This window comes from Pseudomonas sp. FR229a (genome assembly GCF_030209115.1).
Lineage (GTDB): Bacteria > Pseudomonadota > Gammaproteobacteria > Pseudomonadales > Pseudomonadaceae > Aquipseudomonas > Aquipseudomonas moraviensis_A.
In genome coordinates, this window is the sequence record NZ_JARVSP010000018.1 from 1 (window position 1) to 24,063 (window position 24,063).

Annotated in this window: 21 protein-coding genes; 20 read left to right on the forward strand and 1 reads right to left on the reverse strand. The window is 61.5% G+C overall.

Annotated elements, in window-relative coordinates; all coding sequences use genetic code 11:
• Positions 1-1,498: retention module-containing protein (locus QRN33_RS14320; RefSeq protein ID WP_285409095.1), on the reverse strand; the 1,498-nt coding region annotated here is incomplete at its 3' end.
• Positions 1,499-1,858: 360 nt separating this feature from the next.
• On the opposite strand from QRN33_RS14320, the gene QRN33_RS14325 reads away from it, so the two are divergent.
• From QRN33_RS14325 to QRN33_RS14420, 20 genes are all read left to right on the forward strand, one after another.
• Entirely contained in the window at positions 1,859-3,211 is a 1,353-nt protein-coding gene (locus QRN33_RS14325) for a TolC family outer membrane protein (protein WP_039756280.1), read from the forward strand.
• Between the two features lie 33 nt (positions 3,212-3,244).
• Positions 3,245-5,401, forward strand: coding sequence for a type I secretion system permease/ATPase (locus QRN33_RS14330; RefSeq protein WP_042610144.1), 2,157 nt, complete (start codon positions 3,245-3,247; stop codon positions 5,399-5,401).
• Complete coding sequence (locus QRN33_RS14335; protein ID WP_042610145.1) at positions 5,391-6,758, forward strand: HlyD family type I secretion periplasmic adaptor subunit; 1,368 nt, start codon at positions 5,391-5,393, stop codon at positions 6,756-6,758. The genes QRN33_RS14330 and QRN33_RS14335 overlap by 11 nt, the downstream gene beginning before the upstream one ends.
• Positions 6,759-7,108: 350 nt before the next feature.
• Positions 7,109-8,005 carry a TauD/TfdA dioxygenase family protein gene (locus tag QRN33_RS14340; RefSeq protein WP_042610146.1) on the forward strand — a complete coding sequence of 299 codons (897 nt, stop codon included), beginning with the start codon at positions 7,109-7,111 and terminating at the stop codon, positions 8,003-8,005.
• Positions 8,006-8,022: 17 nt separating this feature from the next.
• Positions 8,023-8,883, forward strand: coding sequence for an ABC transporter ATP-binding protein (locus QRN33_RS14345; protein WP_285409100.1), 861 nt, complete (start codon positions 8,023-8,025; stop codon positions 8,881-8,883).
• 20 nt (positions 8,884-8,903) lie between these two features.
• Entirely contained in the window at positions 8,904-9,770 is an 867-nt protein-coding gene (locus QRN33_RS14350) for an ABC transporter permease (protein WP_042610148.1), read from the forward strand.
• A gap of 171 nt (positions 9,771-9,941) precedes the next feature.
• Complete coding sequence (locus QRN33_RS14355; protein WP_016772273.1) at positions 9,942-10,859, forward strand: LysR family transcriptional regulator; 918 nt, start codon at positions 9,942-9,944, stop codon at positions 10,857-10,859.
• A gap of 223 nt (positions 10,860-11,082) precedes the next feature.
• Positions 11,083-12,621 (forward strand): MFS transporter, encoded by a 1,539-nt coding sequence (locus QRN33_RS14360; RefSeq protein ID WP_285409105.1) that lies wholly within the window; start codon positions 11,083-11,085, stop codon positions 12,619-12,621.
• Positions 12,622-12,649: 28 nt separating this feature from the next.
• On the forward strand, positions 12,650-13,717 hold the full coding sequence (locus QRN33_RS14365) for an HlyD family secretion protein (protein WP_065615319.1): 1,068 nt from the start codon (positions 12,650-12,652) through the stop codon (positions 13,715-13,717).
• Positions 13,714-15,282, forward strand: a complete 1,569-nt coding sequence (locus QRN33_RS14370) for an efflux transporter outer membrane subunit (protein WP_285409107.1) — start codon at positions 13,714-13,716, stop codon at positions 15,280-15,282. The genes QRN33_RS14365 and QRN33_RS14370 overlap by 4 nt, the downstream gene beginning before the upstream one ends.
• Before the next feature lie 78 nt (positions 15,283-15,360).
• A complete protein-coding gene (locus QRN33_RS14375) occupies positions 15,361-15,600 on the forward strand; it encodes a DUF2789 domain-containing protein (RefSeq protein WP_064361654.1) in 240 nt (79 codons plus the stop codon).
• Positions 15,601-15,637: 37 nt separating this feature from the next.
• Positions 15,638-15,883: a type II toxin-antitoxin system Phd/YefM family antitoxin gene (locus QRN33_RS14380; protein ID WP_285409110.1), complete on the forward strand. Its 246-nt coding sequence runs from the start codon at positions 15,638-15,640 to the stop codon at positions 15,881-15,883.
• Positions 15,873-16,154, forward strand: coding sequence for a type II toxin-antitoxin system RelE family toxin (locus QRN33_RS14385; protein ID WP_042610152.1), 282 nt, complete (start codon positions 15,873-15,875; stop codon positions 16,152-16,154). Before QRN33_RS14380 ends, QRN33_RS14385 begins: the two co-directional genes overlap by 11 nt.
• A 363-nt stretch (positions 16,155-16,517) precedes the next feature.
• On the forward strand, positions 16,518-16,946 hold the full coding sequence (locus QRN33_RS14390) for a MarR family winged helix-turn-helix transcriptional regulator (protein WP_016772266.1): 429 nt from the start codon (positions 16,518-16,520) through the stop codon (positions 16,944-16,946).
• A complete protein-coding gene (locus QRN33_RS14395; protein ID WP_285409113.1) occupies positions 16,943-19,006 on the forward strand; it encodes an FUSC family protein in 2,064 nt (687 codons plus the stop codon). The genes QRN33_RS14390 and QRN33_RS14395 overlap by 4 nt, the downstream gene beginning before the upstream one ends.
• Complete coding sequence (locus QRN33_RS14400; protein ID WP_016772264.1) at positions 19,003-19,212, forward strand: DUF1656 domain-containing protein; 210 nt, start codon at positions 19,003-19,005, stop codon at positions 19,210-19,212. The genes QRN33_RS14395 and QRN33_RS14400 overlap by 4 nt, the downstream gene beginning before the upstream one ends.
• Complete coding sequence (locus QRN33_RS14405; protein WP_064361651.1) at positions 19,209-20,096, forward strand: efflux RND transporter periplasmic adaptor subunit; 888 nt, start codon at positions 19,209-19,211, stop codon at positions 20,094-20,096. Before QRN33_RS14400 ends, QRN33_RS14405 begins: the two co-directional genes overlap by 4 nt.
• Positions 20,093-21,535: an efflux transporter outer membrane subunit gene (locus QRN33_RS14410; RefSeq protein ID WP_123419712.1), complete on the forward strand. Its 1,443-nt coding sequence runs from the start codon at positions 20,093-20,095 to the stop codon at positions 21,533-21,535. The genes QRN33_RS14405 and QRN33_RS14410 overlap by 4 nt, the downstream gene beginning before the upstream one ends.
• Before the next feature lie 93 nt (positions 21,536-21,628).
• The gene (locus QRN33_RS14415) at positions 21,629-22,264 is read left to right on the forward strand and encodes a hypothetical protein (protein WP_042610156.1); all 636 of its coding nucleotides are present in this window, start codon (positions 21,629-21,631) and stop codon (positions 22,262-22,264) included.
• 293 nt (positions 22,265-22,557) lie between these two features.
• Positions 22,558-24,063: a YdgA family protein gene (locus tag QRN33_RS14420; RefSeq protein ID WP_123419713.1), complete on the forward strand. Its 1,506-nt coding sequence runs from the start codon at positions 22,558-22,560 to the stop codon at positions 24,061-24,063.

Here is a 24,063-nt window from a genome sequence, read left to right on the forward strand (position 1 = left end):
GGTTGGTCAGGGTCGCGGTGTAAGTGATCTGGCCGCCTTCGACGATGTTGTTGGTGGCGGTCAGGGTCAGGCCGGTGTTGTCGACTGAGTCGGTGATCGTAGTGACTGCTGGCGTGTTGCTTGGCAACAGATTCTCGAAGTTGCCGCCGGTTGCACCAGTGATCGTGGTGCTGACGGTGCTGCCATTGTTGTACACGTCATTGGCCGCTGTCGGCACGTTGACGGTGCCGACGGTTTCGCCAGCAGCAATGGTGATGGTCGAGCCGTTCGACAGGGTGACGGTCACCGGGGTTTGCGCCGGGTTGGTCAGGGTCGCGGTGTAAGTGATCTGGCTGCCTTCAACGATGTTGTTGGTCGCGGTCAGGGTCAGGCCAGTGTTGTTTACCGAGTCGGTGATGGTGGTCACGGCTGGCGTCGGGTTCGGCACCAGGTTTTCGAAGTTGCCACCGGTAGCCCCGGTGATCGTCGTCGTAACGGTACTGCCGTTGTTATAGACGTCGTTAGGCGGGGTCGGCACGTTGACGGTGCCGGTAGTCTGGCCAGCGCCGATGGTGATAGTCGAACCGTTCGACAGGGTGACGGTAACCGGCGTCTGCGCCGGGTTGGTCAATGTCGCGGTGTAAGTGATCTGCCCACCTTCGGTGACGCTCGAGCCAGTCGTCAAGGTCACGGTAGTGGTGTCGACGGTGTCGGTGACTTGCGTGGTCGCCGGGACGGTCGGCGGGGTTACGGTGATGCCGTTGCCGCCGCTGGTGCCGGTGACGGTCACGTCGATCTGGGTCGGGTCGTTATAGACCGTGTCGTTCGGTGCCATCGGCACGTTGACAGTGCCGGTGGTGGCGCCGGCCGGAATGACGATCACCGCACCATTGGACAAGGTGATGGTCAGGTCGGTCAGCGGTGCCTGGGTCAGGGTCGCGGTGTACACCAGCACGCCGCCGGCTTCGGTGATGGTCGGCGTGGCGCTGAGGCTCAGGGTCGAATCGCGCAGCGCATTGGTGGTGGTGTCGGTGGTCAGGCCGCCCGTGGTGTCCTGCGCGACTTGCCCGGCAGCGTTGATGCCCGCCGTTGGGAAGCCAATGGTCGGATCGACGCGGCCAGCAGTGGCGTCGAGCATGACGAAGCTGTGGCCGCCACCGGCAGCACCACCGGTGCCCGCGGCGGTCGGGCCGGCCGCGGTGGATTCAAGCGCAGTGGTCGGGTCGACACCGGCGGCGATGGCTTGCTGCAGTTCTTCAACAGAAGGTGCCGCCTGCGCGGTGGCTTCGGCCAGGTCAGTGCTGGAGTCAGGCGCGCTGGCGCTCCACTGGGTGTCGCGGCCCAGATCGAGCGTGCGGCCATCGGCCAGTTCCAGCGACACTGCGCCGGACAGACCGGTATCGATCTGATCGCCGACATACAGGCGATCGCCTTCAACGAGTACGCGACGCACGCCCTCTGGGGACACCACGAAAACCTGACCGACAATGCTTTTGACGACGGCAACAACACTGCTCATTGAAGACTCTCCGGGTGTCACATTCAGTTGACTTCCATGGACCTGACGGGCGTCGGCGCCACTTCAGTCTGGACGTACTTTCTATAAATGGATAACTTATTGACGCTGTATTTCCGTCAATTATCTGGCTATAAATTATCGCGATTAACTTTATGCCAAACTATTGACCTTCTGGGAGCCATCCTAAACAATCGCCCCACTAATGTCACATTGATATTTCCGCGGCGACCTGTCCTTCAGCGTGTCATCCAGTTCCTCTTTTGAACTTTCCGACATACGGTCATTCGGGTTGCCATCATCCGACGCAGCGCCACGTTTTTGCTGTGATTCAAGACAAGAAGTTCCGGGAAAATTCCAACCATGCGTTCGCTTTTGCTCCTTGCTGCTCCCTTCGCTCTCGCCGCCTCTTTTGTACAAGCACAATCCTTACCAGAAGCCATGCAACAGGCGCTGGATGTCCATCCGGAGATTCAGGCGGGGGTCAACAGTCGATTGGCGGCGGATTATCAATTAAAGGCGGCGAAAGGGGGATACCTGCCCAAGGTCGATCTGCTGGGCGGTTATGGCCGGGAAGGCACTGACAGCGTGACGACCCGAGCGAACGGTGGCGGCAATCACTGGGAGACGTTGAACCGCAGCGAGTCAAGTTTACGTCTCTCGCAAATGGTTTTTGACGGTTTCGCGACCTCCAACGAAGTCGCGCGTCAACAAGCCAACGTCAGCTCCCGTGCTTATTCCCTGCTCGGCACTTCCGAGCGCACCGCACTCACCGTCGCCCAAGTCTATCTGGACGTGCTGACTCGCCGCGAATTCGTCCGTCTGGCCGAGGAGAACCTCAAGAGCCACCAGCGCATCTACGACCAGATCCAGTTGCGCACCCAGCGCGGCGTCGGCAGCGGTGCCGATCTGGATCAGGCCGAAGCACGCATGGCCCAGGCCCGCAACAACCTGATCACCGAACAGACCAACCTGGCCGATGCGGAAACCAACTTCCTCAGCGCCGTCGGCCAGATGCCAGACCAGCTCGAGCGGCCGGCGCCGTTCATGGCGATGATGCCGGCCAACCTCAACGAAGCCCGCGCGCAGATGCTGGAAAACAGCCCGATCCTGCGCTCCGCCGAGTCGGACATCGCCGCTGCCGAAAAGCAGTTCGCCACCGCGAAATCGACCTTCTACCCGCGCTTCGACGCCGAACTGGGGCGCACCGCGGATAACGATCTCGACGGCCAGAACGGCCACAACAACGAATGGCAGGCCATGCTGCGCATGCGCTTCAACCTGTATTCCGGCGGCAGCAACAAAGCTGATCTGGAATCCAAGTCGTACCTGGCCAACCAGGCGCTGGACATCCGCAATAACGCCCTGCGCCAGTTGAACGAAGAGCTTGGCCTGGCCTGGAATGCGCTGAACAACGCCAACGCCCAGGTGCCGATCGCCCAGCAGTACGTCGACCACAGCACTTCGGTGCGTACCGCCTACCAGCGTCAATTCAGCCTCGGCGAGCGCACCCTGCTGGACTTGCTCGACAGCGAAAACGAGTTGTTCACCGCCTCGCGGCGTCTGGCAGAAATCAAGAACATTCAGTTATTTACTCAGTACCGAATCAAGGCGACCATGGGCCAATTGCTCAAAAGCCAGGGAGTGGTCGCGCCGTTGGCATCCGTTGTGCAGAACGACGTGAAGCCCAAGGTCCAGCTGCCTGGGATGAACTGAGTTATCCCTTTCAACTGCTAAAGAGTGTCGAGCGTGGAATCAGAAGTCAGTCGAGTTCAACTCAGCCATGATCCACGCGCGTTGCATGACGATCCGTTGCTGGATGGTCTGCTCGCCCTGTGCATGCTGCACCAGAAGCCTGCCAGCGCAGCGATGCTGACCACCGGCCTGCCGCTGCCCAAACAACGTTTGAGTGTCGAGTTGCTGCCCCGCGCAGCGGCTCGCGCCGGCCTGCAGGGGCGGGTGCTGCAGCGCAAGCTCGAAGAGATTCCGGCGATCGCCATGCCCGCGCTGTTGCTGCTCAAGGATGGCCGCAGTGCCGTCCTGCTCGGCTGGCAGGGCGAAAACGATGCGCGGGTGCTGCTCAGCGAAAGCGATGGCGGTGAATCGGTGGTCAGCCGCGAACTGCTGACCGACGATTACACCGGCAAAGTGTTCTTCGCCCAGCCGCAGCACAAATTCGACGTCAACCACGGCACGCTGATCCCGCGGGCACGCTCGTGGTTTCGCGACACCCTCAAGCGTTCGCGCTGGCTCTACGCCGATGCGATCGCCGCGAGTTTCCTGATCAACATCATCGCCATGGCCGCGCCGCTGTTCGTGATGAACGTCTACGACCGCGTGGTGCCGAACCAGGCCGAAGCCACCCTCTGGGTGCTGGCGCTGGGTATCACCGGCGCTTACATCTTCGATCTGATCCTCAAGAGCCTGCGCAGTCTGTGCCTGGATCTGGCCGGGAAGAAAACCGACCTGATCATCTCCGCCACGCTGTTCGAACGGATCGTCGGCATGGCGATGAAATACCGCCCGGCGCGGGTCGGCAGTTTTGCCCAGAACATCCACGAGTTTCAGAGCCTGCGCGACTTCCTCGCCTCGCTGACCCTGACCAGCCTGATCGATCTGCCGTTCACCATCCTGATTTTCATCGTCATCGCCATTCTCGGCGGGCATCTGGTGTGGATTCCGGTGCTGGCATTCCCGATTGCCCTGCTGATCGGCTACGCCTTGCAGAAGCCGCTGATCGCGACCATGGAGCGCACCATGGCGCTGGGCGCCGAGCGCCAGTCGAGCCTGATCGAAACCCTCGCCGGCCTCGACGCGGTCAAAGTCAACAACGCCGAAAGCGAGCGCCAGTATCAGTGGGAGCAGACCATCGGCACCCTCAGCCGTCTTGAGCTGCGAGTGAAAATGCTCTCCGGTCTGGCGATGAACATCACCTTGCTGATCCAGCAACTGGCCGGGGTGATCATGATCGTATTCGGCGTTTACCAGATCATCGCCGGTAACCTGAGCATGGGCGGGCTGATTGCCTGCTACATGCTCAGTGGCCGCGCGCTGAGCCCACTGGCGTCGCTGTCCGGTCTGCTCACGCGCTATCAGCAGGCGCGGGTGACCATGACCTCCGTCGACCAGATGATGGAGCTGCCGCAGGAGCGCAATTTCGAAGAGCGTCCGCTGAGCCGCAAGGTTCTGCAGGGTGCGATCGAATGCCGTCAGCTCAGCTTCACCTACCCGGATCAACAGAACCCGGCGCTGAAGAACATTAACCTGGTGATCCGTCCCGGCGAGAAGATCGGCATCATCGGCCGCAGCGGCTCGGGCAAAAGTTCGCTGGCCAAATTGCTGGTCGGTCTGTACCAACCGGACGACGGTGCGTTGCTGGTCGACGGGGTGGACATCCGCCAGATCGACGTCAGCGAACTACGCTACAACATCGGTTACGTGCCACAGGACATTCAACTGCTGTCCGGCACCCTGCGCGACAACCTGGTGTCCGGCGCGCGTTACGTCGAAGACGAGCTTGTCCTGCAGGCGGCCGAACTGGCCGGCGTCCACGAATTCGCCCGTCTGCACCCGCAGGGCTATGAGCTGCAAGTCGGCGAACGCGGACAGAACCTCTCTGGCGGCCAGCGGCAGAACGTCGCCCTGGCCCGTGCGCTGTTGCTCAATCCGCCGATTCTGCTCATGGATGAGCCGACCAGTGCGATGGACAACACCGGCGAAGAACGCCTCAAGCAACGCCTCGCGGCGGTGGTCGAAAACAAGACCGTGGTGCTGGTCACGCACCGGGCATCGCTGTTGTCGCTGGTCGATCGCCTGCTGGTGATCGATCGCGGGCAGATTCTCGCCGACGGCCCGAAAGCCGCCGTGATGGAAGCGTTGAAGAAGGGGCAGATCAGTGTTGCTTAAGTCCGGTGTCAAGGAGTCGATCCGTCGCTACTTCAAGGGCTCTGCCTCGCTGCAGGGCCAGCCGCTGCCTGAGGTCAACAAAGCGCTGATCGAAGACGCCCCGCGCGTCGTGCGCCTGACCATCTGGGCGATTATCGGTTTCTTTGTATTCCTGATGCTCTGGGCCAACTTCGCGGTGATCGATGAAGTGACCAAGGGCGACGGCAAGGCAATTCCCTCGTCGAAAATCCAGAAAATCCAGAACCTGGAGGGGGGGATCGTCTCCGAACTGTTCGTCAAGGAAGGCCAGATCGTCGAGGCCGGCGCGCCGCTGATTCGTCTCGACGACACGCGGTTTGCCTCTAACGTCGGCGAAACCGAGGCCGATCGCCTGTCGATGCTGCTGCGGGTCGAGCGTCTGAGCGCGGAAGTCGATGATCGTCCGCTGAATTTCCCCGAAGACGTGCTCAAAGCGGTGCCGGGCCAGGCGAAAAGCGAAGAGTCGCTGTACATCAGCCGGCGTCAGCAACTGCACGATGAAATCGGCGGCCTGCAGGAGCAGCTGATCCAGCGTCAGCAAGAGCTGCGGGAGTTCAGCTCCAAGCAAGCGCAGTACCGTCAGCAGCTCGGCTTGCAGCGTCAGGAAATCAATATGTCCGAGCCGCTGGTGGCGCAGGGCGCGGTTTCGCCGGTAGAAGTGCTGCGCCTCAAGCGTGCCGAAGTGGAGACCCGTGGCCAGCTCGACGCGACCACGCTGGCCATCCCGCGCGCGGAATCGGCGATCAAGGAAGTGCAGCGCAAGATCGACGAAACCCGCGGCAAATTCCGCAGCGAAGCGCTGACTCAGCTCAACGAAGCGCGCACCGATCTGAACAAGGCCCAGGCCACCGGCAAGGCGCTGGAGGACCGCGTCAGCCGTACGCTGGTCACCTCGCCGGTGCGCGGTATCGTCAACAAGTTGCTGGTCAACACCATCGGCGGCGTGATCCAGCCGGGCAGCGACATGGTCGAAATCGTGCCGCTGGATGACACCCTGCTGGTCGAAGCCAAGATCCGTCCGCAGGACATCGCGTTCCTGCATCCGGGGCAGGAAGCGATCGTCAAATTCACCGCCTATGACTACACCATTTACGGCGGGCTGAAGGCACAACTCGAGCAGATTGGCGCCGACACCATCACCGACGAAGACAAGAAAACCACCTATTACGTGATCAAGGTGCGCACCGAGCGCAGTCATCTGGGCACGGACGACAAGCCGCTGTTGATCATTCCGGGGATGGTTGCTTCGGTGGATATCATCACGGGCAAGAAATCGGTGTTGAGCTATTTGCTGAAGCCGATCATTCGGGCGCGAGCCGAGGCGTTGCACGAGCGTTGATCTCCAGTGGCCTCGCTGGCCTCATCGCGAGCAGGCTCACTCCTACAGTTGATTGCATTTCTTCAGATGGAATGCGATCCCTGTAGGAGTGAGCCTGCTCGCGATAGCGTTAGCCCAAGCGCCGCATCTCTGTCGGGAAGTGACAAAAATCGTCACTCCACGCCCTTACCCTTCGTCATATCGTTATTCATTAACGGTATTTAATTTCCAATTCTTATAGCTATAAAGTCTCCCACCTGCGTACCTGCCGACCAATCGGCGCGCCGCACGACCTGAACCGACACGCAATCCAGCGTGAGTGTCTGATCGACGTGCGCGTCCGTGAGCGCGCCGTGCGTGGGAGATGATTGATGTCCGCCGCTACTGCCACCGAAAGCGCCGCAACTGCCGCGCCACAAGTTTTCGAAATTCGTCCATTCAGCGGTGCCGTCGGCGCCGAGATCGTTGGCCTCGACCTCAGCCGAGCGGTCAATGATCAGGACTTCGCGCGCATTCACCGCGCGCACCTGGATCACCACGTCGTGGTCTTTCGCGATCAGCAGATCACCCCGCAACAGCAAATCGATTTCAGCCGTCGCTTCGGCGTGTTGCAGATCCACGTGCTCAAGCAGTTCCTGCTGGCCAATCACCCGGAAATTCTCATCGTTTCCAACATCATCGAGAACGGCCAGAACATCGGTCTCGGTGACGCCGGCAAGTTCTGGCATTCCGATCTTTCCTATAAAGAGCTGCCAAGTCTCGGCTCGATGCTGCACGCCCAAGAGCTGCCCTCCGAGGGCGGCGACACGCTGTTTGCCGACATGCACAAAGCCTGGGACAACCTGCCCGCTGCGTTGCGCAACGCGGTCGAAGGGCGTTCCGCCGCGCATTCCTACACCGCGCGCTACAGCGAAACCAAATTCGAAGGCAACTGGCGCCCGACCCTGACCCCGGAACAACTGGCCCAAGTCGCTGAAGTGGTGCACCCGGTAGTGCGCACTCATCCGGAAAACGGTCGCAAGGCGCTGTTCGTCAGCGAAGGCTTCACCACGCGCATCGTCGGTTTGCCGGAAGACGAAAGTCGCCAGCTGCTCGCCGAACTCTTCGCCCACAGCGTGCTGCCGCAAAACATCTACCGCCATCAGTGGGAACCCCACGATCTGGTGTTCTGGGACAACCGTTCGCTGATCCACCTCGCCGCCGGATGCCCTGCGCATCTGCGCCGCAAGCTGTATCGCACGACCATCCAGGGCGACGCGCCTTTCTGATTTGCCGGAGATCGACCATGAACGCCCCTTTGCCAGGCCACGCGGCCAGCAACCCGATCGCCCACAGCGAAGCGTTGTTGGCCGTCGATCACGTCAGCCTCGAATACCGCACGCCGCAACGCGTGGTGCGCGCCACTCACCAGGTCAGTTTCGCCGTCGATCCGGCGGATCGTTTTGTCCTGCTCGGCCCGTCGGGCTGTGGCAAATCCACCCTGCTCAAAGCGGTCGCCGGGTTCATCCAGCCCTGCGAAGGCGAGATCCGCCTGCAAGGTCAGCGCGTCGATGCACCGGGGCCGGATCGCATTGTGGTGTTCCAGGAATTCGACCAGTTGCCGCCGTGGAAAACCGTGAAGCAGAACGTGATGTTCCCGTTGCTGGCCTCGCGCACCTCGAACAAGAAGGACGCGGAAGAACGCGCGCTGCACTATCTGGAAAAGGTCGGCCTGGCGGCGTTCGCCGACGCCTATCCGCACACCTTGTCCGGCGGCATGAAAGCGCGGGTGGCGATCGCCCGGGCGTTGGCCATGCAGCCGAAAATCCTCTTGATGGATGAACCCTTCGCTGCACTCGATGCGCTGACCCGCCGCAAGATGCAGGAGGAATTGCTGCTGCTCTGGGAAGAGGTGCGCTTCACCCTGTTGTTCGTCACCCACTCGATCGAAGAGGCGTTGGTGGTGGGCAATCGCATCCTGTTGCTGTCGCCGCATCCGGGGCGGGTGCGCGCCGAAGTGCACAGCCATCAATACAATCTGCACAGCCTCGGTGGCGTGGCGTTTCAGGAATCGGCGCGGCGCATTCATCGTCTGCTGTTCGATGAAGGCCAGGCGCCGGAGACCGAACGTGAGCATGACTTCAACGACATTCGCATCGCCTATTGAGCGGCCAGGAGGACTACCCGATGAGCCATTCATCATCCATGCGTGAAGAATTCGAAACCGTGCTCGAGCCGCTGACCGCAGTGCCGGTCGAGCGCGAATTGCCGCTCGGCACGCGCCTGTGGCAACAGGGCTGGCTGCGCAAAAGCCTGATCCTGATCGTGCTGGCGATTATCTGGGAAGTGGTCGCGCGGATTCAGAACAACGACCTGATGCTGCCGAGCTTTTTGCAAACCGCACAGGCCTTGTTTGACGGTGTGCTCAGTGGCGAGCTGCTGGCCAAGGTGTGGATATCTTTGGTGGTGCTGATCAAGGGCTACCTGATCGGCATCGTTCTCGCGTTCGCCCTGACGACATTGGCGGTCTCGACCCAGTTGGGGCGTGATTTGCTCAGTACGATGACCTCGATGTTCAACCCGTTGCCGGCGATTGCCCTGCTGCCGCTGGCGTTGTTGTGGTTCGGGTTGGGGCAGAACAGCCTGATCTTCGTGCTGGTGCATTCGGTGTTGTGGGCGCTGGCGCTGAACACTTATGCCGGATTTCTCGGCGTCTCCGAGACGCTGCGCATGGCCGGGCGCAATTATGGTTTGAAGGGCTTGCGCCTGGTCTTGTTCATCCTGATCCCGGCGGCGCTGCCGTCGATTCTCGCGGGTCTGAAAATTGGCTGGGCGTTCGCCTGGCGCACGTTGATTGCCGCCGAACTGGTGTTTGGCGCCACCAGTGGCAAGGGCGGGCTGGGCTGGTACATCTTTCAGAATCGCAATGAGCTGTACACCGACAAGGTGTTTGCCGGGTTGGCGGTGGTGATCCTGATTGGCTTGCTGGTGGAAAACCTGGTGTTCGATACCCTCGAGCGTGTGACCGTCAAGCGGTGGGGTATGCAACGTTAACAATGGTATGCCGGCTGGCCCAATCGCGAGCAGGCTCACTCCTACATTTGAAATGCGTTCCCCTGTAGGAGTGAGCCTGCTCGCGATAGCTTTTTCAAAGGCTCCGCCACTCTTGAGTATGTTTGCTAGCATTGCGCACAGATCAATCCAGATCAGCCAAGAGTGCTCAGCATGCAACTCCCGGATATGAACCTTCTGGTCGCCCTCGATGCCTTGCTCGACGAGGGCAGTGTGGTCGGCGCGGCGCGGCGGATGAACCTCAGCCCGGCGGCCATGAGCCGCACGCTGACGCGGATCCGCGAAGCCATCGGCGATCCGATTCTGGTCCGCGCCGGGCGCGGTCTGGTGCCGACACCCAAAGCTCTTGAGCTGCGCGAACAGGTACGCGACGTGGTCGAGCAGGCGGCGCTGCTGTTCCGCTCCGCCGACAGCGTCGAGCTGGGCACCTTGCGCCGGCGTTTCAGCATCCGTGCCAATGATTTCTTCGTCGGCGTCTACGGCGGCAAGCTGTTCGACACCCTCGACCAGCTCGCCCCGCATTGCGAATTGCGCTTCGTCCCGGAAGGTGACGGCGACGATGAGGCGCTGCGCGAAGGGCGCATCGATCTGAGCGTCAGCAATACCCGTCCGCTCACGCCGGAAGTGAAAGTGCAGAACCTGTTCTCCACCCATTTCGTCGGCCTGGTGCGCGAGAACCATCCGTTGCTCGATGGCGAAATCACTGCCGAACGCTACGCCGGGTTTTCCCACATCAGCATGTCGCGCCGGGGCATTGCTCGCGGCCCGATCGATACGGCGCTGAACGCGCTGGGGCTGGAGCGCCGGGTGGCGGTCATCGCGCCGAGTTTTCATGCGGCGATGTTTGCCTTGCCTGACTCCGACCTGATCCTGCCGGTGCCCAAAGAGGCCCTGCTCAGCGTACGGCGGCTGGGGCTGAAACTGCGCTCGTTCGACCTGCCGATTCCGCTGCCCATGCTGATGCTGACCCAGGCCTGGCACCCGCGCTTCGACAAGGACCCGGCCCACCGCTGGCTGCGCGAAACCCTCAAGACCTGCTGCGATGAAACGTGGCTGGCCGCACAGCCATAATCCCGAATTGCGCACAAATCCCCTGTAGGAGTGAGCCTGCTCGCGATAGCGTTGTGTCAGTCTCCAAACATGGCGACTGGTGCGCCGCCATCGCGAGCAGGCTCACTCCTACAGGGGATAATCGTTGTGTTTGATGCACTTATAACCTGCCAATAAGTCAATTTTCGTCAGCATCAAGCCCCACTAAAATGCTCCGGTATTTTCACCCCCGGAGTTTTCATTCATGACATCCCTGACGGTCACGGCGCCCCTTGCCGCGGCCAGCCCGGCGACGGCGGCTGCGCCACCGGTGTTCGGGGCGCGGATCATCATTGGTCTGGTCGGCGTGCTGTTGGCCGTGCTGGTCTCGGGCCTCAACGAGATGGTCACCAAAGTCGCACTCGCCGATATTCGCGGCGCGCTGCACATCGGTTACGACGAAGGCACCTGGCTGGTCGCCAGTTACACCGCCACGTCGGTCGCGGCCATGGCCTTTGCGCCGTGGTGCTCGGTGACCTTCTCGCTGCGCCGTTTCACCCTCTGCGCCATCGGCCTGTTTACCCTGCTTGGCGTGCTGTGCCCGTTCGCCCCGAATTACGAAAGTCTGTTGTTGATGCGCATCCTTCAGGGCCTGGCCGGCGGCGCGCTGCCGCCGATGCTGATGACCGTCGCGCTGCGCTTTCTCCCCGCCAACATCAAACTCTACGGGCTGGCCGGCTACGCCTTGACCGCGACGTTCGGTCCGGGACTCGGCACGCCGCTGGCCGGCCTGTGGACCGAACACGTCGGCTGGCAATGGACCTTCTGGCAGATCATCGTGCCGTGCCTGATCGCCATGGCTGCCGTGGCCTACGGCTTGCCGCAGGATCCGCTGCGGCTGGAGCGGCTCAAGTCATTCAACTGGAAAGGCTTGCTGCTGGGCTTTCCAGCGATCTGCATGCTGGTAATCGGCCTGTTGCAGGGCAATCGGCTGGCCTGGTTCGAATCAAATTTGATCTGCGCCTTGCTCGGTGCCGGTTCGCTGCTGCTGGTGGCTTTTCTGATCAATGAATGGTCGCAGCCGATTCCGTTTTTCAAGCTGCAGATGCTCGGCATCCGCAACCTGATGTTCGCGTTGATCACCCTCGCTGGCGTGCTGATCGTGCTGTTGGCGGTGGTGCTGATTCCGTCGAGTTATCTGGCGCAGGTGCAGGGTTATCGTCCGGCGCAAACCGCGCCGATCATGCTCATCGCCGCGTTGCCGCAGTTGATCGCGCTGCCGCTGGTGGCGGCGCTGTGCAATTTACGCTGGGTCGATTGCCGCTGGGTGCTTGGCATTGGTCTTGGCATGCTCGCGCTGTCCTGCCTGGGCGGTTCGCACCTGACGTCGCAGTGGATCCGCGACGATTTCTACGTCCTGCAATGGCTGCAGATTTTCGGCCAGCCGATGGCGGTGTTGCCGCTGCTGATGTTGTCGACCGGCAGTATCTCGCCGATGGAAGGGCCTTTCGCGTCAGCGTGGTTCAACACCGTCAAGGGGCTGGCAGCAGTGGTTGCTACCGGCGTGATCGAAGCGCTGACCACCTCGCGCCTGCATTTCCATTCGACCATGTTGGTCGACAGCCTCGGCAATTCGCCGCTGGCCGATCACAGCGATCCGGGCCTCGCTCACCGCCTGCACGAGCAGGCGGTGGTGCTGACTTCGTCCGACCTCTACGTGTGCATGGCTGGCGTCGCCGTGGCGTTGATCCTGCTGATTTTCTGGCTGCCGACGCGGATTTATCCACCGCGCGCGCCGACCTGATCGCTGCACTGAAACTGAAGGTTTTTTTATGACTCAATCCAAGCAAAAACTCGCGGTAGCCGTGGCTGCCGCATTGGCGGTGGGCGTGCTGGTGTACCTGGCGATGCCAGGACTGTTCGGAAACCGCACCGAGCAAACCACCAACGACGCGTTCGTCTCCGCCGACTACACGCTGGTGGTGCCGCGCGTGGCCGGCTTCATCAAACAGGTGCTGGTCGAAGACAACCAACAGGTCAAGGCCGGGCAGTTGCTGGCGTTGATCGATGACCGCGATTTGCGCGCCGCAGCGGAAGCGGCGGATGCGCAAACCCTGGTCGCGCGGGCGCAGTTGCAGAACGCCAACGCGACCCTGGAACGGCAGGCTTCGCTGATTGCTCAGGCGCAGGCTGCAGTGGTCTCGGCCAAAGCGCAAATGGCTTTCGCGCAGCAGGAACTGAACCGCTACAACCACCTCGCCGGGGTCGGCGCCGGCACCGTGCAGAACGCGCAACAGGCACGCACGCGCATCGATCAGGCCTCGGCACGCCTCGACACCGCGACGGCGAAGCTGGCGGCCGAACGCAAGCAGGTCGAAATCCTCACTGCCCAGCGCAACGCCGCCGAAGGCACTCTGAAACATGCGCAGGCGGCGCTGGAGATCGCCAGTTTCAACCTGTCCTATACGCGCATCACCGCGCCGCAGGACGGCATGATCGGCGAGCGTGCAGTGCGTGTCGGCGCCTACGTCACGCCGGGCAGCAAACTGCTGGCGGTGGTGCCGTTGCAGCAGGCGTATGTGGTTGCCAATTTTCAGGAAACCCAATTGACCGACGTGCAGCCGGGGCAGGATGTGCAGGTACGGGTCGACAGCCTGGGCGGCGAAGCGCTGAGCGGTCGCGTTGAGAGCATCGCCCCGGCGACCGGTGTGACCTTCGCGGCGGTGAAACCGGATAACGCGACGGGCAATTTCACCAAAGTGGTGCAGCGGATTCCGGTGAAGATCATGCTGGAGCCGGGCCAGCCATTGGCCGAGCGCTTGCGGGTGGGGATGTCGGTCGAGGCGAGTATTGAAACCGCCAGCTCAAAAGCATCCAAGCGTGAGGTGACGCAGCGATGATCGGTGTTGAATCGGCTGCCGCCTTCGCGAGCAGGCTCGCTCCCACATTTTGTAATGCGTTCCCCCTGTGGGAGCGAGCCTGCTCGCGAAAACGCCAGTTCCAGCAACTCACCCTGAGTACCTTGCTTGCAGTCAGCCTCGGCGCTTGTACCGTCGGCCCGGACTTCCAGAAACCCGCAGCCACTCAACCCGCCGACTGGGCCAAACCCGCCCAGTCCGCCCCAAGCCAGGCCGTCAACGAACCGCTGAACGAACGCTGGTGGGAAACCTTCCAGGACCCGCAGCTCTCCGCGCTCACTCACCGCGCGCTCAACAGCAACCTCGACCTCAAACTGGCCAGCAGCCGCCTGCAACAAAGTCGCGCCGCGCGCCAGGTGATCACCGCCGAGCGTTATCCGAACAGCGCCGCCACCGGCAGCTACGCACGCAAACGCAACAGCGGCAAGGGTCTGAACGATCCATCGGGGAATAACGGTGATTCGGCCTTCAACCTGTGGGACGCCGGTTTCTCGGCTTCATGGGAGCTGGATTTCTGGGGCCGCGTACGTCGTGAAACCGAGGCCGCGGATGCCAACCTCGAAGTGGCGGAAAACGATCGTCGCGGTGTGCTGCTGACCGTACTGGCCGACACCGCGCAAAACTACATTCAGCTGCGCGGGGTGCAGAACACCCGTGCCGTCACCGAGCAGAACCTCGACGTCGCCCGGCACAGCCTGAAACTTTCGCAGCTGCGTTTGGCCGATGGCGTGGCGACCGATCTCGACGTCGCCGAGGCCGCCGCGCAAGTCGCCGCCATCGAAGCACGACTGCCAGCGCTCGAGCAGCGTCAGGCGCAACTGATCAACGCGATCAGTCTGTTGATGGGCGAACCGCCGCAAGCCCTCGCTCAAACGTTATCCACAGACGCGGCAGTGCCGCAGTCGCCTCTGCAAGTCGCCATCGGCCTGCCGTCTGAATTGGCCGAACGCCGCCCGGATATCCGCCAGGCCGAAGCGCGTCTGCACGCCGCCACCGCCAACATTGGCGTGGCCCAGGGCGATTTCTATCCGCGCATCACCCTGTCCGGCAACCTCGGATCGCAGGCCCTGCAACTCAGCGATTTCGGTTCATGGGGCTCGCGCGCCTTTGGTATCGGCCCGCAATTCAGCTTGCCGCTGTTCGACGGCGGACGTCTGCGCGGCATGCTGCAGCTGCGCGAAGCCCAACAACAGGAAGCGGCCATCGCCTACCAGCAGACCGTTCTGCGCGCCTGGCATGAAATTGACGATCAACTGACCGCGTACAACGCCAGCCAGCGCCGTCGCGACAGCCTCGCCGAAGCCGTGCGCCAGAACCAGATCGCCCTGCGCACCGCGCAGCAGCAGTACGTCGAGGGTGTGGTCGATTTCGTCAACGTCCTCACCGTGCAGAGCGCTTTGCTCGCCACGCAGGAACAATGGGTGGAAAGCTCAACCGGCGTTTCCCTGGCGATGGTCGGCTTGTACAAGGCGCTGGGCGGCGGATGGCAGTCGGTCTATCCGGCAGCGCAGCTGGCCGCAGGCTCGCCGGACGTCGCCAGACCGTGAACCCACAGCGACAGCTATGATCAACTCCACTGCAGCAAACGGCGTGACGCCGGACCTGAGTTCCAGAGGAGTTGCATCATGGAAAATCCGCAGCACAGCCTACCGGCCCTGTTCAAACAACTCGGCCTCCCTCACGACGCGATCAGCATCGATCAGTTCATCGCCAGCCATTCCCCGCTCAAGCCGGATTTGCATCTGGCCGACGCGTTTTTCTGGACGGAAAGTCAGGCGCAGTTTCTGCGCGAGGAGATTCTGGATGATGCGGATTGGGCGGAGGTGGTGGATCAGTTGAATTTGATATTGCGGAAGAAAGCATAAATAGACCAAAATCACGTCCTAATTTGAGGTCCTTATTATGCAAAGTGTTCTTGCCGATATGGCTGTCAGTGTCTCTGAACTAAAGAAAAATCCTACTGCCGTGTTGAACGGTGCACATGGGGGGGCCGTCGCTGTCCTCAACCACAATCGCGTCATGGGTTATATGGTGCCGGCCGAGGTTTACGAAGCGATGATCGAGCGGCTTGATGATCTTGAGCTGGCTGACATCGTTCGTTCGCGCCTCCACGAAACGCCCATTTCGGTAAGCCTGGATGACTTATAAGCTTGAGTTTCTGCCGTCTGCGCACAAAGAGTGGAACAAGCTGGGTCATACGTTGCGGGAGCAGTTTAAAAAGAAGCTGGGTGAGAGGCTGAAGCTTCCCAGAATCCCGGCTGACGCCCTCCACAGCATGCCCGACTGCTACAAAATCAAACTCAAAGCCTCGGGATATCGATTGGTTTACCAAGTCATCGACGAACGAGTCGTGGTTTCCGTGCTAGCGGTTGGCAAGCGCGAACGCAGCAGCGTTTACGATGCTGCCAAGAACCGTTGAACGAGCCCCCCGCTTTATTCAAGTGGCCGATGTTTGTCGATGAGATTCTTGAGTGACCGGGCTGGGCCATCAAAGTGTGGGATCAGTTTGATGTATCGTCTGGCATGAGGCGCAGCATGGAAAAAAATTGCGCGAAAAGGCTCAGATGTAAAAAAAACCTCCTTACTGTAAAAAAAATTTCGTTCTGTCACTCGCATTAGATTTTTTCTACGAAAAATTGCGAATCCAACTTGTGGACGCCTCGGCCAAGCGTGGAGAGATTTGTTTCAAAACTTGACTGAAATTCCCCTCCAATGCGATATTGATAGTTAGCAAACTAACAGTGTCCGTTATCCCGTGTCCGATTCCCTCGACAGTCTCCAGATGAACATCAGCAGCGCCATGGTGGTGGCCGCCCGGCATTGGCGGAAGATCTGCCAGACCACGCTGGTCAATTACGGAATTTCCGAAGCCTGCGCCGTGCCCTTGTTGATGATCGGGCGTTTGGGCGAGGGCGTGCGCCAGGTGCAAGTCGCCCAAGCGGCGGGGATGGAGAGCCCATCGCTGGTGCGCTTGCTCGATCAGCTGTGCCATGCCGGTTACGTCTGCCGCACCGAAGATGCCCAGGATCGTCGCGCCAAGTGCCTGAGCCTGACCGACACCGGTCGCGAGCTGGTGCAGGCGGTGGAGGCCGAGCTGGTGCGCTTGCGGCATGAGGTGCTGGAAGGCATCGAGCGCAGCGATCTGGAAGCTACGCTTCGGGTACTCAGGGCTTTTGAGGCGGCGAGTTCGCCTGTGGTGGTCAATTCTTGAACGGTTTTTTCACTGGCATGCCGCCGGCCCGTGACTGGTTTTACGGGGTGCGTACTTTTGCCGCGTCGATGATTGCGCTGTACATCGCCTTGCTCATGCAAATGCCGCGTCCGTATTGGGCGATGGCCACGGTGTACATCGTCTCCAGCCCGTTTCTCGGCCCGACCAGTTCCAAGGCTCTATACCGGGCAGCGGGCACTTTTCTCGGCGCGGCGGCGGCAGTGCTGTTCGTGCCGATGTTCGTGCAAAGCCCCTACGTGCTGGTGGTGGTCATTGCCTTGTGGACCGGCATTCTGCTGTTCATGTCCCTGCATTTGCGCACGGCCAACAGCTACGCACTGATGCTGGCCGGCTACACCTTGCCGTTGATTGCCCTGCCGGTGGTGGATAATCCGCTGGCGGTGTGGGATGTGGCCGAGGCGCGTACCGAAGAGATTTTCCTTGGCATCGCCGTTGCTGCGGTGGTCGGTGCGATGTTCTGGCCGCGCCGGCTGGCGCCGGTGTTCAACGATGCGGTAAGCAAGTGGTTCGCCGATGCGACGAGCTACAGCCTGAAGTTTCTCAGTCGCGATGTGCAGCCGGAAGAAGTCACCGCGCTGCGCATGGCCATGGTCGCCAATTTCAACAGCCTTGAATTGATGATCGGCCAGTTGCCCCACGAAGGCGCGCGGCCACAAACCGTGCGCAACACCAAGGAATTGCGCGGGCGCATGATCCATTTGTTGCCGGTGATCGATGCGCTTGAGGATTCGCTATACGCCCTGGAACGGCGCACCCCTGAGCTGGTGGAAAAATTCCAGCCGTTGCTCGCAGCCACCCGTGAATGGCTGAGCCATGCGGATGCCGATCTCGCGCGCTGGCAAGCACTGCGCGATCAGCTCGACGCGTTGCAACCGAGTGCCGAAGCGCTGGAGGAGCGCAAACAGTTGCTGTTCTCCAATGCGATCTACCGCCTCGGTGAATTCGTCGATCTGTGGCAGGACTGCCGCAGCCTGCAGGATGCGATCCTGTGCGAGCGCCAGGACGGCTGGCGCGCCGTTTACCGGCACTGGCGCCTCGGCCGGTTGACGCCGTTCATCGATCGCGGGCTGATGCTGTACTCGGTGGCCTCGACCATTCTGGCGATCATCGTCGCTTCGGTGTTGTGGATCCTGCTGGGCTGGCCGGATGGCGGCAGTGCGGTGATTCTGGCGGCGGTTGCGTGCAGCTTCTTCGCCTCGATGGACGACCCGGCCCCGCAGATTTACCGATTCTTTTTCTGGACCGGGATGTCGGTGCTGTTCGCCAGCCTTTACCTGTTTCTGATTCTGCCCAACCTGCACGATTTCCCCATGCTGGTGCTGGCGTTTGCCGTGCCGTTCATTTGCATCGGCACCCTGACGGTGCAGCCGCGTTTCTACCTCGGCATGCTGCTGACGCTGGTCAATACCTCGTCGTTCATCAGCATTCAGGGTGCCTACGACGCGGACTTTTTTGCCTTCGCCAACTCCAACCTCGCCGGGCCGCTGGGGCTGTTGTTCGCTTTTATCTGGACGCTGGTGGCGCGGCCGTTCGGTGCCGAGCTGGCGGCCAAGCGCCTGACTCGATTCAGTTGGAAAGACATCGTCAGCATGACCGAACCGGCCAGCCTCGCCGAGCATCGGCAACTGGGCGTGCAGTTGCTTGATCGGCTGATGCAGCACCTGCCGCGCCTGGCCCTGACCGGTCAGGACACCGGCATTGCCATGCGCGAAGTGCGCGTCGGTCTGAATATGCTCGATTTGCTTGCCTACACGCCGCGCGTCACTGGCGTGCCAAACGTCTTGTTGCGACAAGTGGTGGCCGAGGTTGGCGAGTATTTCCGCGCCTGCCTCAAAGCCGACGAACGCCTGCCGGCGCCGAGCGGTCTGCTGATGACCCTTGATCGCACCCGCCGTGCGCTGAACGGCGAGGGCGACGATGAAACCCGTCTGCACCTGTTGCACGCCTTGAGTGGTTTGCGTCTGGCCTTGCTGCCCGGCGTCGAATTCGTCTCCAGCGCCGAGCCCGAAGAGCCGCTGCCCGATGGAGCGCCCCTATGATCGGTGATCTGGATATCAGCGGCATTTTCCTGCCGACCCTGCTGGTGCTGATGGGCATTACCTATGTGTTGTTTCTGTTGGTGCATGGCGTGCTGCAGCGCCTGCACTTTTACCGTCTGGTCTGGCACCGGGCATTGTTCAACGTGGCGCTCTACGCCGTGCTGCTGTACGGCGTGGACTCACTCAGTCGATACCTGATGACATGAAAAAACCGTTTCTGACTATCGGTCGCGTGGTCCTGACCCTGCTGATCGTGACTTTTGCCGTTGTCCTCGTCTGGCGCATGGTGATGTATTACATGTTCGCGCCGTGGACCCGCGACGGCCACATTCGTGCCGACATCATCCAGATCGCCCCGGACGTGTCCGGGTTGATCCAGCAGGTCGAAGTGAAGGACAACCAGTTGATCAAGCGTGGCCAGGTGCTGTTCAGTATCGATCAGGACCGCTTCAAACTGGCCCTGCGCCAGGCCAAGGCCGCCGTCGCTGATCGCCAGGAAACCCTCGCCCAGGCGCAGCGTGAAGCCAAGCGTAACCGTGGCCTCGGCAACCTGGTGCCGGCCGAGCAACTGGAAGAGAGCCAGTCGCGGGTGGCCCGTGCGCAATCGGCGCTGGCCGAAGCGTTGGTGGCGGTCGACAGTGCGCAGCTCAACCTCGATCGCTCGGTGATCCGCAGCCCGGTCGACGGTTACGTCAACGACCGCGCGCCGCGTCCGCAGGAGTTCGTCACCGCCGGGCGCCCGGTGTTGTCGGTGGTCGACAGCAATTCCTTCCACATCGACGGCTATTTTGAAGAAACCAAACTCGACGGCATTCACGTCGGGCAGTCGGTGGATATCCGCGTGATCGGCGACCGCGCACGGTTGCGCGGGCATGTCGAAAGCATCGTCGCCGGCATCGAAGACCGTGATCGCACCAGTGGCAGCAACCTGCTGCCGAACGTCAACCCGGCGTTCAGTTGGGTGCGCCTGGCCCAGCGGATTCCGGTGCGCATCGCCTTCGATGACGTACCGGCCGACTTCCGCATGATTGCCGGGCGTACCGCCACTGTGTCGATCATCGACGATCAACCCCGGGAGCCGCAGCCATGAGCAAGGCCTGGTTGATCGCCGGGTTGGGCGTGATGCTCTCGGCCTGCCAGATGGTCGGTCCGGATTATCAGGTGCCTGCCGGCGCGGCAGCGCAGCGCAAGGATATTCAGGGCGAGCTGGCAATCGCTGGCAAACCGGTGGTTTCGGCGCCGGTGCCGGCCGACTGGTGGCGACTGTATAAAGACCCGCGCCTCGATCAACTGGTGCAGCAGGCCATGGCGTCCAACACCGATCTGCGTGTAGCGGCGGCGAACCTGTCGCGGGCGCGCGCTCAGGTGGATGAGGCCGAGGCCGCTGGCGGTTGGAGTGGCGGCGTGAAAATGGGCGCCCAGCGTCTGCAGGAATCCGGTCAGGCGTTCCTGCTGCCGGAGAAAGTGCCGGTGGATAACGTCGGCGACATCGGCATCAGCGCTTCGTATCAGTTCGACTTGTGGGGCACTCTGCAGCGCGGCATCGAAGCGGCCAAAGCCAATGCCGATGCGACCCAGGCCGCTGCCGATACCGCTCGCATCACGCTGGTGGCGGACGTGGTTCGCGCTTACACCCAGGTCTGCGCCGCCAATGAAGAGCGGGAAATCGCCGAGCATTCTCTCGATCTGCAATCGCAGAGCACTTCACTGATCCAGCGTCTGCGTGACGCCGGGCGTGGCGATGAAACCCAGGTCACCCGCTCGCAGACACAATTCAAATCCCTGCGCGCCGACTTGCCGCGTTATGAAGCGGCGCGTCAGGCCGGGCTGTTCCGTTTGTCGATGCTGCTGGCCAAACCGGTCGAGCAATTGCCGGCGGGCACGGCCAGTTGCGCCGAGTTGCCGAAGATCGCTCAACGGCTGCCGGTGGGCGACGGTGCTGCGCTGCTCAAGCGTCGCCCGGATATTCGTCAGGCTGAACGCCGTCTCGCGGCGGCAACGGCGGGCATCGGTATCGCCACCGGTGAGCTGTACCCGGACATCAGCATCGGCGCGACGATTGGCACCGTCGGTCTCATCGACGATCTGGGTGACCCTTCGACCAACCGCTGGGGTTTCGGCCCGTCGCTGAGCTGGAAGGTGCCGACCAACGGCGCCCGTGCGCGCATTCGTGAGGCCGAGGCCAACACCCAGGGCGCGCTGGCGCATTTCGACGGTGTGGTGCTCAACGCCATCCGCGAGACCCAGACCGGTCTGGCCCAGTACAGCGCGTTGCTGCAACGCCGCGATGCACTGGCCGAAGCTGAGCAGTCGGCGAAGCTCGCCGCCGAGCAGACGCACCGCTTCTTCCAGGCCGGCCGCGAGTCGTTCCTCGCCGACCTGCAAGCGACCCGCACCTACACCGATGTCACCGCGCAACTGGCCGCCGCGAACACCCAGGTCGCGATGAGCCAGATCGATTTGTTCCTCGCCCTGGGCGGTGGCTGGGAAAGCGGACGAACGAACACCTCGGGCGCCAGCAAACCCTGAGGCCGTTGCTATGCTTTGAAGTGTTGGAGGGGCGCCCCATGCCAAGCGCTCCTGCAATGCACATTGCTCGTGCTGGCCCAGGGGAAACCAATAATGAAAAACCCTTACGCTCTCGGCTTCTGGTGCGCTCTGGTCGCACTGGTGCTGCTCTCGGCCACATATTTCTACGGGATCATGCTGGCCCACCAGATCGACACGGCAATGGTTTTTCTCGACAGCGCCGTTGCGCTGATCGCGGTGATGGCGATCGTCGTCGTCGCCTGGACCTCGATTCAGCTGCAGCGGGTCAAGAAGCGCCAGCTCGAGCGCGGCAAGATGCTCGTGCTGATCTGGGACACCAAAGTCGCCCTGCGCCGGGTCGAAACCGTGTTCGACCGCTACTTCTGGGGCAGTTACTGGCAGCCCGGGCGTACCTTTGCAGAAGTCATGGGCGAACTCACCGGCACGCCGCTGGAAAAAAGCCTCGAAGCTCTGAAGAAGCAATGCCTGGAACTCGACAAGCAGATCGCCGATGAAGGCTGGCACTGGCTGAACAATGCTCGCGAGCTGTCAGATGTCGCCACGGCCATGGCCCGCGAACGCTATCAGCTGGATTTCTGCGATGTACGGATGGAGGCGCCAGGCGGGGCGGTGATCGATCGAGACTTCGAAGTGCTGGTGTACACCTGGACCGCGCGGCTGAAGAGCTTTGATCATCAGCTGGATGAAATTGAAGTCCAATATTCCTGATTTGTTGTGAATCCTCCGGCGCTATCGCGAGCAGGCTCACTCCTACATTTGGAATGCGTTCCCCCTGTAGGAGTGAGCCTGCTCGCGATAGCGTCCTTCCAGACACTGAAACTCTTCAACCCCGTCAGCGGTCCATTCCCCCGCACAGACACTCTTTAACCTCTAAACAGTGGGCCGTCCCCCGCGCCCGGTGCTAATCTCCACCGCTTATTGCGCACAGTCGAGCCGCGACCCGATCCCGGGTTCAAGGAAGACGACTTCATCCACAGCCACGGAAATCGATCAGGTCATTCATGAATAAATCAGCAGGCGTGCTCCTCGGAATCGTTGTTGCCATCGGCGCGGTCAGCGCAGGCGGGGCCTGGTACACCGGGACCAAGATCGAAGGCGTACTGAACAACGCCGTGACCAACGCCAACAAAGAGCTGCAGACCGCGATGGCCGGCTCCAACGGCACGGCGTCGCTGGAGCTGGTGTCGCTGGAACGCCACACCTTCACCAGCACCGCGCACTATCGCCTCAAGGGCGAAGGCGAGATGTTCGGTGATGCGCCGGTCGAGTTGCTGTTCGTCGACCATATCGAACACGGCCCATTGCCGTTCTCCCGTCTGGTTTCGCTGAAGTGGCTGCCGGTCATGGCCACCAGCAACTATGAACTGGAAAAGAGCCCGTCCACGGAGAAATGGTTCGCCGCCACCAATGGCGCCGCGCCGCTCAAGGGCGTGACCAACATCGGCTACGACGAATCGACCACCAGTACTCTGAACCTGGTGCCGTTCGAAACCGCGCTGGATGAACAATCGAGCCTGAAGTTCTCCGGGCTGAGCATGGACATCGCCGCCAGCGCCCAGGCGCAGAAGGTCAAGGCCGACGGCTACATGGACAATCTGAAACTGGTCACCGTGTCTGAAGACCAGGCGCCGGTGCAGATCGAGCTCAACGGCCTGACCCTGGCCAGCAACCTCGCCAAGAGCACCTACGGTTACTACACCGGGGAAAACACCCTGGAAGTGACCAGCAGCAAAACCACCTTCGGCGCCAAACCGATGGTGCTGGGGGTGAAGAACTTCGAAATGAAGAACCGCACCGAAGAAAGCGGCAGCAACGCCTCGGGCCGTGCCGATTACAAAATCGGCGAAGTGACGCTCAACGACAAGAAAGTCGGTTCGGCAGCCATGGCCATGAGCCTGAAGAACCTCGACATTCCTTCGACCATGTCGCTGATGCAGATCTACCAGACCAAATTGCAGCCGTACGAAAAAGCCGCCGCCGAAGCCGCCGCACAGGGCCTGCCGGCACCGGAGCTGAACCTGACCGAAGCGGAAAACGCCCAGGTCAAAGCCGACCTGCAGAAGCTGCTGGCCGCCGGCCCGCAACTGGCGCTGGAGAACCTTTCGTTCAACACCGCCAACGGTGAAAGCCGCGCCAATCTGGTGATCGACCTGACCAAACCGCAATCGATGGACCTGCCACCGGATCAACTGGGCAAGCAGCTGATTGCGCTGCTCGACCTGAACATTCAAGTGTCCAAGCCGATGCTGGTCGATCTGCTCAGCGTGCAGGCGCAACTCGATGGCCAGACTGACGCCAAAGCCATCGTCGATCAGTCCAGGGAAGCGGCGGACATGTTCGCCGGCATGGCGGTCGGCTCGCAATTGGCCGTCGTCGACGGCACCAACGTGGTGACAAAGCTGCATTACGCGGCCAATCAGGTCGAATTCAACGGCCAGAAAATGACCGTCGAACAGTTCATCGGCTTCCTGATGAGCAAGTTCGCCGGCGTCACCCAAGTGCAATAA

Excerpts from the sequence above, each read along its gene's own strand:
- QRN33_RS14375 (WP_064361654.1), top strand. The coding sequence starts at position 15,361 with ATGGAAAATCCGCAGCACAGCCTACCGGCCCTGTTCAAACAACTCGGC.
- QRN33_RS14345 (WP_285409100.1), top strand. The coding sequence starts at position 8,023 with ATGAACGCCCCTTTGCCAGGCCACGCGGCCAGCAACCCGATCGCCCAC.
- QRN33_RS14410 (WP_123419712.1), top strand. The coding sequence starts at position 20,093 with ATGAGCAAGGCCTGGTTGATCGCCGGGTTGGGCGTGATGCTCTCGGCC.
- QRN33_RS14355 (WP_016772273.1), top strand. The coding sequence starts at position 9,942 with ATGCAACTCCCGGATATGAACCTTCTGGTCGCCCTCGATGCCTTGCTC.
- QRN33_RS14415 (WP_042610156.1), top strand. The coding sequence starts at position 21,629 with ATGAAAAACCCTTACGCTCTCGGCTTCTGGTGCGCTCTGGTCGCACTG.
- QRN33_RS14380 (WP_285409110.1), top strand. The coding sequence starts at position 15,638 with ATGCAAAGTGTTCTTGCCGATATGGCTGTCAGTGTCTCTGAACTAAAG.
- QRN33_RS14400 (WP_016772264.1), top strand. The coding sequence starts at position 19,003 with ATGATCGGTGATCTGGATATCAGCGGCATTTTCCTGCCGACCCTGCTG.
- QRN33_RS14360 (WP_285409105.1), top strand. The coding sequence starts at position 11,083 with ATGACATCCCTGACGGTCACGGCGCCCCTTGCCGCGGCCAGCCCGGCG.
- QRN33_RS14325 (WP_039756280.1), top strand. The coding sequence starts at position 1,859 with ATGCGTTCGCTTTTGCTCCTTGCTGCTCCCTTCGCTCTCGCCGCCTCT.
- QRN33_RS14420 (WP_123419713.1), top strand. The coding sequence starts at position 22,558 with ATGAATAAATCAGCAGGCGTGCTCCTCGGAATCGTTGTTGCCATCGGC.
- QRN33_RS14340 (WP_042610146.1), top strand. The coding sequence starts at position 7,109 with ATGTCCGCCGCTACTGCCACCGAAAGCGCCGCAACTGCCGCGCCACAA.
- QRN33_RS14350 (WP_042610148.1), top strand. The coding sequence starts at position 8,904 with ATGAGCCATTCATCATCCATGCGTGAAGAATTCGAAACCGTGCTCGAG.
- QRN33_RS14390 (WP_016772266.1), top strand. The coding sequence starts at position 16,518 with ATGAACATCAGCAGCGCCATGGTGGTGGCCGCCCGGCATTGGCGGAAG.
- QRN33_RS14365 (WP_065615319.1), top strand. The coding sequence starts at position 12,650 with ATGACTCAATCCAAGCAAAAACTCGCGGTAGCCGTGGCTGCCGCATTG.
- QRN33_RS14405 (WP_064361651.1), top strand. The coding sequence starts at position 19,209 with ATGAAAAAACCGTTTCTGACTATCGGTCGCGTGGTCCTGACCCTGCTG.
- QRN33_RS14370 (WP_285409107.1), top strand. The coding sequence starts at position 13,714 with ATGATCGGTGTTGAATCGGCTGCCGCCTTCGCGAGCAGGCTCGCTCCC.
- QRN33_RS14385 (WP_042610152.1), top strand. The coding sequence starts at position 15,873 with ATGACTTATAAGCTTGAGTTTCTGCCGTCTGCGCACAAAGAGTGGAAC.